The sequence below is a fragment of the Pseudomonas sp. GM74 genome, from assembly GCF_000282455.1.
In the GTDB taxonomy this organism is placed as follows: Bacteria; Pseudomonadota; Gammaproteobacteria; order Pseudomonadales; family Pseudomonadaceae; genus Aquipseudomonas.
Genome location: NZ_AKJG01000025.1, coordinates 1 through 4,030, shown reverse-complemented (window position 1 = coordinate 4,030; position 4,030 = coordinate 1). Strand labels below are relative to the sequence as shown.

Annotated in this window: 2 protein-coding genes; both read right to left on the bottom strand. The window is 55.8% G+C overall.

Annotated elements, in window-relative coordinates; genetic code table 11:
• The coding region (locus tag PMI34_RS29510; protein WP_008047129.1) for a calcium-binding protein at positions 1-1,250 on the bottom strand (1,250 nt) is incomplete at its 3' end.
• A gap of 88 nt (positions 1,251-1,338) precedes the next feature.
• Positions 1,339-3,921, bottom strand: a complete 2,583-nt coding sequence (locus tag PMI34_RS29505; protein ID WP_008047127.1) for a beta strand repeat-containing protein — start codon at positions 3,919-3,921, stop codon at positions 1,339-1,341.
• Positions 3,922-4,030 lie beyond the last annotated feature (109 nt).

The following is a 4,030-nucleotide window of genomic DNA, read 5'->3' as shown; positions in this document are numbered from 1 at the left end:
CCGGCGCCGCCATTGAGGATGTCGCTGTCTGCGCCGCCGATAAGGAAATTGGCCAAGTCATTACCGGTTAGTGTATCGGAGTCATCAGTACCGAAGACGCCCTCGATAGACACGAAAGTATCGTAGCCTTGGTACGTATACTGCGAGCCGGTGTTGGACAGGTCGACTCTGACGCCGTAGTTGGAATAGGCATATGAAACAAAGTCGGTGCCCGCCGCGCCATTGAATATATTGTTTGATGAGTTGCCGACAATGGTGTTGTTCAGTGCGTTACCTGTGCCGTTGATACTGCTATTACCGGTCAGAATCAGGTTCTCTAGATTGTCACCGAGTGTATAGCTGGTTTCTGCCTGAACGACGTCGATACCCTGGTTGGCAAGTTCAACAAGGGTATCCAGCGCATCCACGACATAGGTGTCGTCTCCCAGGCCGCCCAGGAGCCTGTCGCTGCCCGCTGCGCCGTAGAGAACGTCATTTCCGGCAAAACCATTGATGACGTCATTGCCCGAAGAGCCATAGAGCGAGTCATTCCCGGCAGTACCTTGCATGTTGTCATTGCCGGACGTACCGCTGACGATGCTGAATTTGTAGTAACCGGCTACGCCTGTGTTACCTGGAGTGGTTTCCAGCCCGAGAATGGCGGACTCATTGCCCGATTGCGGCAGTTCATACCAGGAGGCGCCGTCGCCAGTCGAGTAACCGGCACGGGCAACGGTTCCTCCTAGTCCACCGGTGCCGCCACTGGCACTACCGGTTGTCCAGTTGACGGTTTCATACCGGAAGATGACATCGAAATTGCCGCCGCCCTTCCCGACCAACTGGAGTTGAAAGGCATTTAGTTTATCTGTCTTGCTGCTGAAATAACCGACGTCATCCCAAGTAACGGTCAGCGCGCCATAGCCTGTAGAGTTGAAGTCGTAATAGACCAGGTTGCTGCCTGTCGATGTGCCGCCCGGCGTTGCACTGACCGTTCCACCCCGGGTATCAACGTCCGCAAAAAAGGGAGCGATCATCGGCCTGCTGGAGCCTTGCATGCCGTAGGGGGTATAGGTGGAAAGGCCGCCACCAAAAGTGATGTTTCCGTTGTTGTTGACGGAAATACTGGTGTAGTTGGTGCCGAAGAAGTTGAGTCCGGCAGCCCCGAAAACATTGCTGATATTAATGTTGGAGGTGTAGCTATCATCGTTTCGAGTCAGCTGGTTCTCCCCGAAACCGGCTGCACCACCAAGACCGTTTATCAAGCTGGCCATATCAACACTCCTGTCGTTTATTTAAAACGTTCTTGTCAGTTTGTTTTCGGGAAAACCATGAAATATCAGATATGCAACGTCTGGCCGATCAGGCAAACAGGTCGGTAGCTTGCAGGTTGCTCACCCCCACCAACTGAATTTCGAACTCAGCGGCGGTATCGGCGTCGGTGCTGCCGTAGAGAACGCCACCGGCGAAGCGTACTTGCCCTGTGGCATTGCTGCTGAATGCACTGGAGCCGATGTAGCTGAACGCATCGTTGGCAGCCGTCGCGAGGTTGGCGTCCAGGGTCGACAGGTCGATTTTGTCGCCTTCGCTGGTCTTGAAGTCGCCAATGACATCGCGCAGGGCGGCGCCCAGGCCCATTTCATTCAAGGCATTGAAATCGAATTGGTCGGCCCCGGTTCCGCCATAAAGCGTGTCCAGGCCTATGCCACCGATCAGCAGGTCGTTGCCGGCGCCACCGGTGAGTGTGTCATTGCCGGCGCCACCGCTGAGGGTGTTGGCAAGCGCGTTGCCGGTCAGCTTGTCGTGGTGGTTGCTGCCTGTGAGGTTTTCGAAGTTCAACAGGGTGTCTGAACCGGAACCACCGGTGGCTTGTGCAGTGGTCAGCCCCAGGTTGGCCGTTACCGCCGCCGTGGCAAAGGCATAGGACACGGTATCGATACCGGCGCCGCCATTGAGGATGTTGTTGCCGGCCGCTGCATCGATGACGTTATTGAGGCTGTTACCGGTGCCGTTGGCAGTGCCGTTCGACAGCAGGAGCAGGTTCTCGACATTGTCAGTCAGGGTGTAGGCACCGATGTAGCTATAAACGATATCGGTGCCACCGGTGCTGGCGACAGCATTGGTTTCACTGACGACATCGCCGGCATTGTCGACGAAGTAGAAGTCGGAACCATCGCCGCCGATCAGGCGGTCGGCACCGGCAGCGCCGTTGAGCTGGTCGCTGCCCAGGCCACCGCTGAGGGTGTTGGCAAGCGCGTTGCCGGTCAGCTTGTCGTGATAGTTGCTGCCCGTGAGGTTTTCGAAGTTCAACAGGGTGTCTGAACCGGAACCACCGGTGGCTTGCGCGGTGGTCAGCCCCAGGTTGGCCGTCACCGCCGCCGTGGCAAAGGCATAGGACACGGTATCGATACCGGCGCCGCCAATAAGGATGTTGTTGCCGGCCGCTGCATCGATGACGTTATTGAGGTTGTTACCGGTGCCGTTGGCAGCGCCAGTCGCCAGCAGGCGCAGGTTCTCGACATTGTCAGTCAGGGTGTAGGTGTCGAGGTAGCTATAAACGGTATCGGTGCCACCGGTGCTGGCGACAGCATTGGTTTCGCTGATGAGATCGCCGGCATTGTCGACGTAGTAGAGGTCAGAGCCATCGCCGCCAGTCATCCGGTCCACACCACTGCCGCCATCAAGGGTGTCGTTGCCGGCGCCGCCATTGAGGATGTCGCTGTCTGCGCCGCCGATAAGGAAATTGGCCAAGTCATTACCGGTTAGTGTATCGGAGTCATCAGTACCGAAGACGCCCTCGATAGACACGAAAGTATCGTAGCCTTGGTACGTATACTGCGAGCCGGTGTTGGACAGGTCGACTCTGACGCCGTAGTTGGAATAGGCATATGAAACAAAGTCGGTGCCCGCCGCGCCATTGAATATATTGTTTGATGAGTTGCCGACAATGGTGTTGTTCAGTGCGTTACCTGTGCCGTTGATACTGCTATTACCGGTCAGAATCAGGTTCTCTAGATTGTCACCGAGTGTATAGCTGGTTTCTGCCTGAACGACGTCGATACCCTGGTTGGCAAGTTCAACAAGGGTATCCAGCGCATCCACGACATAGGTGTCGTCTCCCAGGCCGCCCAGGAGCCTGTCGCTGCCCGCTGCGCCGTAGAGAACGTCATTTCCGGCAAAACCATTGATGACGTCATTGCCCGAAGAGCCATAGAGCGAGTCATTCCCGGCAGTACCTTGCATGTTGTCATTGCCGGACGTACCGCTGACGATGCTGAATTTGTAGTAACCGGCTACGCCTGTGTTACCTGGAGTGGTTTCCAGCCCGAGAATGGCGGACTCATTGCCCGATTGCGGCAGTTCATACCAGGAGGCGCCGTCGCCAGTCGAGTAACCGGCACGGGCAACGGTTCCTCCTAGTCCACCGGTGCCGCCACTGGCACTACCGGTTGTCCAGTTGACGGTTTCATACCGGAAGATGACATCGAAATTGCCGCCGCCCTTCCCGACCAACTGGAGTTGAAAGGCATTTAGTTTATCTGTCTTGCTGCTGAAATAACCGACGTCATCCCAAGTAACGGTCAGCGCGCCATAGCCTGTAGAGTTGAAGTCGTAATAGACCAGGTTGCTGCCTGTCGATGTGCCGCCCGGCGTTGCACTGACCGTTCCACCCCGGGTATCAACGTCCGCAAAAAAGGGAGCGATCATCGGCCTGCTGGAGCCTTGCATGCCGTAGGGGGTATAGGTGGAAAGGCCGCCACCAAAAGTGATGTTTCCGTTGTTGTTGACGGAAATACTGGTGTAGTTGGTGCCGAAGAAGTTGAGTCCGGCAGCCCCGAAAACATTGCTGATATTAATGTTGGAGGTGTAGCTATCATCGTTTCGAGTCAGCTGGTTCTCCCCGAAACCGGCTGCACCACCAAGACCGTTTATCAAGCTGGCCATATCAACACTCCTGTCGTTTATTTAAAACGTTCTTGTCAGTTTGTTTTCGGGAAAACCATGAAATATCAGATATGCAACGTCTGGCCGATCAGGCAAACAGGTCGGTAGC